The organism is Geodermatophilus sp. SYSU D00766 (assembly GCF_054049915.1).
The window spans coordinates 64,599-71,350 of sequence record NZ_JBJGYI010000027.1 but is presented as its reverse complement, the minus strand read 5'-3'; the positions used below and the strand labels follow the sequence as shown (position 1 = coordinate 71,350).

Genomic DNA, 6,752 nt, shown 5'->3' with positions numbered 1-6,752 from the left:
GGTACCCGGCCGAGGCGACCAGGTCCAGCTGCGGGTCCCAGGCGTCGGCGGTCAGCGGCCAGCCGTGGCTGAACACCACCGGCTGACCGGCGCCCCAGTCCTTGAAGAAGATGTCCACGCCGTCCTTCGTGGTGTAGGTCCCCATCTCGTCTCCCGGTGTCGGAGTGCGGTGGCCCCCGACGCCACGGTCGCGCCCGGAACCGCTGCTCGCGCCCGGGGATGCCCCTGGTCGACCCACGGGCGCGGGACCCGAGGCGGGCGTGTCCGGGGGCGCACGGACGGCCTGCCGCCGGGGGGTCAGCCGGGTGGGCCTGCCGGCGTCGTCCCCGCGGCACCCGACCGCCGCGTCCGGAGGGATCGCGGCCGGTCCCGCTCCCCGTCGCCCTGCAGGGCCCGCTCGACGAAGTCGAGCGCCGTCCGGGCGACGTCGCCCCAGCCGGAGTCGATCGTGAGGGAGTGCCCCCGGCCGGGGACCTCCACGATCTCGGTCACGGCGGGGTTGTGCCGCTGCCGCTGGTAGGCCGCGTGCGCGATCGCCCACGGCACCGTGTGGTCCCGCTCCCCGTCGATGATCAGCAGCGGCCCGCGGTCGGGGTTCCTGGTGTCGACCCTGGCCTGCGTCCACGGGTTGAGGTTGGCGTTGGCCATCTGGACGAGCGCGAGCCCGGAGCCGGCGACGTGGTGGCGGTCGTAGAGCTCCCTCGCCTCGTCCTCGTCGAGCGCGTTCGCCCAGCCGTAGCGGAACTGGTCGAACGTCAGCGTGATCGCGCGGCTGCGGGTGCGCGGATCGACCAGGAACGGGCCGACCCCCCGGAGCACGGAGACCGGGAGGGGGAGGACGCCGCGGAACACCCCGGGGTCGATCGCCACGGTGACCGCCGACAGGCCCCGGCCGGCGAGCACCTGCGCCAGCAGCCCCCCGGTCGAGTGCCCCATGACCACCGGCCGCCGGTCCAGGGCCCCGACGACCTCGGCGGTGTGGTCGGCGATCTGCCGCAGGGACTTCCGGGCGAGGACGTCCGGGTCCGCCCGGGCCTGCTCCACCGTCTCGGGGTCGTCCGGCCAGTCCGGCGTCAGCGTCGGGTGACCGGCGGCCTGGAGGAACTCCACCCAGGGCGCCCAACTGCTCGGGAGCAGCCACAGGCCGTGGACGAGGACGACCGGGGTGGCGCCGGAGGCGTTGGCCGCCCGGATCTCCTGCGCCTCCCGCTCGGACACCGAGGTCATGACGGACTCCTCCCCGGTCGGGCGCGCGTCGCCCGACGCGTCGTGCGGGCCCGCTCGCCGGCTCGGCGAGGCGGGGTGGACGCCGGCGACGGCCGCCGGGGCGGCGTACCGGCCGCGGTCAGGGGCTGCCGCCCATCCGGTCGGTCAGCGTGTCCAGGGTGACGCCGGCCGACTCGAAGGCCGCCGCCGCGACGGCGAAGTCGACCGGGTAGGGCAGGGCGAGCAGGCGGGCCTCCTGCTCCGGGGGGAGGTGCACGCGCCGCAGCAGGTCCACGACGTGCTGGCGGGTGACGACCGTTCGGCTCAGGTGCATCGGGGACTCCCCGGGTGCTCGGCCGGCGGGACCGCCGGCCGGGGTGCACCCGGCCGGTCCCTCCCCACCGCGGAGGACGCAGGGACCGAGCCTAGACCCTCCTCCTCGCCGCGGGACCCGGCGAGAGCCGCTCCTCAGATCCGGGTGAACAGGTACGCCGAGACGGCGACACCGAAGCAGACGATGAACACCCGCAGCGGCGTCGTCGGGATGCGGCCGGCGACGTGGGCGCCCAGGAAGCCGCCGGCCAGGCTGGCCGGGGCGGCCACCGCGACCACGCCCCAGTGCACGTCGCCGAAGACCGCGAAGACGAGGAGGCTGACGGTCGCGGTGACCGCGGACAGCGCCGACTTCAGCGCGTTGGCCAGCCGCAGCCGGTGCAGCGCGAGGCCGAGCACCCCGACGAGGATCACGCCCAGCGCGCCGCCGAAGTACCCGCCGTAGACGGTGGCGAGGAACAGCAGGACGTACAGCCAGGCCGGGTCCCGGCGGGGAGCCTGGTCCTCGGCGCGCCGCAGGCGCCGGTTCAGCAGCGGCTGGCACCCCACGAGGAGGCTGGCGAGCAGCACGAGCACCGGCACGACGACGTCGAACGCCTCCGACGGCGTCGTCAGCAGCAGGACGCTGCCGGTCGTGCCGCCGAGGAGCGCCACCACCCCGAGGCGGACCAGGCGATCGCGCTGGCCGGTGTACTCCCGGCGGAAGCCGGCGACCCCGCCGAGGTAGCCCGGCCACTGCGCCACCGAGTTGGTGACGTTCGCCGCGACCGGGTCCAGGCCCAGCCCGACCAGCGTCGGGAAGAGGATCAGCGACCCGCCGCCCGCGACCGAGTTGACGCCCCCGGCCAGCAGGGCGACCACGGCGACGACGAGCAGGTCGGCGACCGACACCGGCGGTGCGCCTACGGTCGCGCGGCCGACGTCGGCCCCGGCTGCAGGAAGGCCAGCGCGGTCGCGGCGTAGAGCACCGCGGCGTCGAGCACCTCCTGCTCCTCGGCGTGGTCGTCCACCCCGGCCGACAGCGTCGGCTGCGGCCCGTAGCAGATGGCCGGCACGCCCTGCGACCGCCACCGGCTCGCGTCACTGGCCGGCAGCCGGACGGCGTACTCGGGCTCGGTGCCCCGCAGCCGGCGGACGGCGGTGGCGAAGTGCTGCACGAACGGGGACCCGACCGCCGTCCCGTTCGCGTCCCAGCCCTTCATCCGGTCCACCGTCGTCCCGGGGAGGTCGGCGAGCAGCTCGCGCACCAGGTCCTCGGCCTCGTCGGCGCCGAGGCCCGGGGGCAGCCGGAGGTCCACCTCGGCGGAGGCCGAGGTGGCGATCTGGCCGACGAAGGTGCCGGCCTCGACCCGGCCGACGTTGACCGAGAGCAGCACCCCGGGGTCCCCCTCGCGCGCGACCTCGGCGAGGCCGGGCGGCGGGACCACCGCCCGCCCGGTGAGCGCGTCGAGCCGGCGGACGCACTCGGCGACGACCGCGGCGGCCGAGCGTCCCGGCCGCACGGCCGAGGAGTGCCCGCCCTCGGCGCGGACCTCGACGCGGAGCCAGAGGACCCCCTTCTCGGCGACCGCCACCCGCCGGAAGCCGGGTCCCTCGCCGCACAACAGGGCGTCGCCCAGGAACCCGGGGTGGGTGCGGAGCAGGAACGCCGCGCCGTTGTCCCCGAACACGACCTCGTCGGCGACGGCGGTGAACGTCACGCGGCCCGACCACGCGTCGGCGGTGTCGCGGAGGGTGGCCAGCGCCCAGGACATGGCCGCGACCGCCCCCTTCATGTTGCCCATGCCCAGCCCGTAGAGCCGGCCGTCCCGGCGGGTCAGCTCGGAGACCGGCACGGTCCACTCGGCCAGGACGCCGGGGGGCATGGTGTCGAGGTGGACGTTGAGCACTAGGTGCGGGCCCGGGCGCCCGCTGTCGAGCTCGGTGACCACCGACGGCATCGTGGGCTCGCAGGCCTCCAGCCGGGAGCCGATGCCGCGCCCGGCCAGCCAGGACGTCACCACCCCGGCCACGCCACGGGTGTCCCCCGGCGGGTTGACGCTGGGGGCGGCGACGAGGTCGGCGCAGTAGCCGACCAGGTCCTCCCGGTCGCGCTCGACGGCGGAGCGCAGCTCCTCGATCGTGGGCACGGGCACGGTTCCTCCGGAACGGGTCGTCAGAGTGCGGCAGCGGTGGTGCGCCGTCGCCAGTCGGCGACGGCCGAGGTGCCGGCTCCGGGCGCCGCGGAGACGGCCACGACGGCGCCGAAGCGGTCGTCGCCCGGCGGCAGGGGGACGACGCGGTGGCCCCGGGCGCGGAGGTCGTCGGCGGCGGGGTGGCCCTCCTCGAGGAGCAGGGCGCCGTCCTCGCCGCGCCAGCGGGGCGCCGCGACGGCCCCGGCCACGGAGGCGCCGTCGTAGCGGCGGCGGGCGAGCACCTGCAGCAGGGTCTGCACCTGCCCGTCCGCGCCGGGGGTGGCCAGGCCGAGCGCGCCCTCGGGCCCGACGTGCAGGGCCGGCGCCAGGGTGTGCACCGGGAACGCCGCGGGCCGGGGCCGGTTGGCGCCGGCGGTGAACCCGCCGGCGCGGTTGTTGAGCGCGAAGCCGAAGCGCGGCACGAAGGTGCCGGCGCCGAAGTCGTCGAAGACGCTCACCAGCGAGCTGACGACCAGCCCGTCCGCGTCGGCGACGGCGACGCCCGCGGTGTGCAGGTAGGCCCTCGGCCCGCCGCGGCCCGACGCGCGCTCGGCGTCGAGGATCACCTCGGCGGCCAGCACCGCCGCGGGGTCCGCGCACGCGTCCCGGTGGGCGAAGGCCGCCTGGGTCACCTCGACCAGCACGTGGTCGCGGCCCGGTCCACCGAGCAGGGCGGCCGCGGCGGCCGGGAGCCGTCGCTCCACCGCGTCGAGGGCGAGCGCCAGGAGGACCCCCTGGCTGGAGGGCGGCTGGACGTGCACGGTCCCGCCGTGCCAGGCCACCGACACCGGCCGGCCGACCCGCGTCCGGTGGGCGGCGAGGTCCTCCTCGGCGAGCCACCCGCCGTCGGCGCGCACGGCGGCCGCGAGCGCCGCGGCCACCTCACCGCCGTAGAACGCCGGCGCGCCCCGCACCGCGAGGCGCTCCAGCAGCTCCGCGAGCTCCGGCTGCCGCCAGTGCGCAGGCCGCTGCAGCAGCGACCAGCCCGCACCGCCGCCCCGCTCCAGCCGGGGCCGGTGGACCTCCGCGGCGCGCGCCAGGTCGTCGTCGACCGCCACGCCGTCGGCGGCGAGGGTCAGCGCGGGGGCGAACACGCGCCGCCACGGCAGGCGCCCCCAGCGCTCGTGCAGCCGGGCCCACCCGTCGACGATCCCGGGCACCGTGACGCTGGCCCCGCCCTGCGTGTGCAGCGCGGTGTCGGAGCCGGCCGCCGACCGGCCCGTGCCGTTAACCGCGCGCACCCGCCCGCACGGCTCGCAGACCAGCGCCAGCACGTCCCCGCCGACGCCGCACGCCTGGGGCGAGGTGACGCACAGCACCGCCTGGGCGCAGACGGCGGCGTCGACCGCGCTGCCGCCGTCGGCGAGCGCGGAGATCGCGGCACCGGTGGCCAGCGGGTGGGCGGTGGCCACCGCGCCCCCGGTCCCGTCGGCGGTGGTCCGGCGGTCGGTCACGTCAGCTCCCACCAGGCCGCCGTGTCGGGCCCGCCCGGGGTGCGCTCGCTGGACAGCAGCAGCCGCGCGCCCGCCGGGTCGGGCAGCTGCCCGGCGCCCAGGTTCACGACGCACAGCACGTCGCCCCGGCGCAGCGCGAGGACGTCGTCGCCGGCGTCGACCCACTCGATCCCGGGGCCGGCCGGCACCAGGTGCCGCCGGCGCAGGGCGAGCGCGCTGCGGTACAGCTCCAGCGTGCTGCCGTCCCGCCCCGTCTGCGCCTCGACCGAGCACTCCCCCCACCCGTCCGGCACGGGCAGCCAGGGCGGCGCGCCGGACCCGAAGCCGAACGACGGGCCGGAGCGCGACCAGGGCAGCGGCACGCGGCAGCCGTCCCGGCCGCGGCGGGTGTGCCCGGAGCGCTCCCACACCGGGTCGCGCAGCGCGTCGTCGGGGAGGTCGACGTCGGGCAGCCCGAGCTCCTCGCCCTGGTAGAGGTACGCCGAGCCGGGCAGCGCGAGCACGAGCAGGGCGGCCGCCCGGGCGCGCCGCAGGCCGGCCGCTCCCCCGCCGAGGCGGGTCGGCGTCCGGGCCACGTCGTGGTTGTTGAGCACCCAGGTCGCCGGTGCGCCGACCTCGCGGACGGCCGCCAGGGACCGGGTCACGGCCGCGCGCAGGGCCGCCGCGTCCCAGGGCGCCTGCAGGAAGGCGAAGTCGAAGACCTGGTGCAGCTCGTCCGGGCGGACGTAGCGGCTCATGGCCGCGGCGTCGGCGACCCAGGCCTCGCCGATGGCCGTGCGCTCCCCGGGGTACTCCTCCAGCAGGCGCCGCCAGGCCCGGTACACGTCGTGGACGCCGGGCTGGTCCCACTGCGGGCCCTGGGGCAGGTACAGCCCGCCGGGCCGGTCCGCTGAGTCCGGCGCGTCGGGGAGGTCCGGGTCCTTGACCAGCCCGTGGGCGACGTCGATCCGGAAGCCGTCGACCCCGCGGTCGAGCCAGAAGCGCAGGACGTGCTCGAAGTGCCGGCCGACGTCGGGGTGCGACCAGTCGAAGTCGGCCTGCTCCGGGGCGAACAGGTGCAGGTACCACGCGCCGTCGGGCAACCGCGTCCACGCCGGCCCGCCGAAGTCCGACCGCCAGTTGTTGGGCGGCAGCTCCCCCGCGGCGCCACGGCCGGGGCGGAACACGTAGCGCGCCCGCGCCGCGCTGCCCGGGGCGGCCGCGCGCGCCTCGGCGAACCACGGGTGCTCGACGGAGCTGTGGTTCGGCACGACGTCCACCAGCACCCGCAGGCCCAGGGAGTGGGCGTCGGCGAGGAGGGCGTCGAGGTCGGCGAGGTCCCCGAAGAGCGGGTCGACGTCGCAGTGGTCGGCCACGTCGTAGCCGCCGTCGGCCATGGGCGAGCGGTAGAACGGCGTCAGCCACACCGCATCGACCCCCAGGTCGGCGAGGTGCGGCAGGCGGGCGCGGGCGCCGGCCAGGTCGCCGACCCCGTCCCCGTCGCCGTCGGCGAAGCTGCGGACGTAGACCTCGTAGACGACGGCCTCCCGCCACCACGGCTGCTCCGCGTCGGTCCTGTCCACGTCCCCTCCTCACTCGGTGCCGT

6 protein-coding genes are annotated in these 6,752 nt (G+C 77.5%); all 6 read right to left on the bottom strand.

All coding sequences use genetic code 11. The features are described 5' to 3' along the window. Positions 1–297: 297 nt before the first annotated feature. Positions 298–1,227 (bottom strand): alpha/beta hydrolase, encoded by a 930-nt coding sequence (locus ACI8AD_RS17910; protein ID WP_456871877.1) that lies wholly within the window; start codon positions 1,225–1,227, stop codon positions 298–300. A 118-nt stretch (positions 1,228–1,345) separates the two neighbouring features. Beyond that, the gene (locus ACI8AD_RS17905) at positions 1,346–1,540 is read right to left on the bottom strand and encodes a hypothetical protein (protein ID WP_456871876.1); all 195 of its coding nucleotides are present in this window, start codon (positions 1,538–1,540) and stop codon (positions 1,346–1,348) included. Positions 1,541–1,674: 134 nt separating this feature from the next. Then, a complete protein-coding gene (locus tag ACI8AD_RS17900) occupies positions 1,675–2,430 on the bottom strand; it encodes a sulfite exporter TauE/SafE family protein (protein WP_456871875.1) in 756 nt (251 codons plus the stop codon). 11 nt (positions 2,431–2,441) lie between these two features. Next, on the bottom strand, positions 2,442–3,674 hold the full coding sequence (locus ACI8AD_RS17895; RefSeq protein WP_456871874.1) for a M20 family metallopeptidase: 1,233 nt from the start codon (positions 3,672–3,674) through the stop codon (positions 2,442–2,444). Positions 3,675–3,694: 20 nt separating this feature from the next. Further along, positions 3,695–5,167: a gamma-glutamyltransferase gene (locus tag ACI8AD_RS17890; RefSeq protein WP_456871873.1), complete on the bottom strand. Its 1,473-nt coding sequence runs from the start codon at positions 5,165–5,167 to the stop codon at positions 3,695–3,697. Beyond that, complete coding sequence (locus ACI8AD_RS17885; protein ID WP_456871872.1) at positions 5,164–6,729, bottom strand: alpha-amylase family glycosyl hydrolase; 1,566 nt, start codon at positions 6,727–6,729, stop codon at positions 5,164–5,166. The genes ACI8AD_RS17890 and ACI8AD_RS17885 overlap by 4 nt, the downstream gene beginning before the upstream one ends. Between the last annotated feature and the right edge of the window lie 23 nt (positions 6,730–6,752).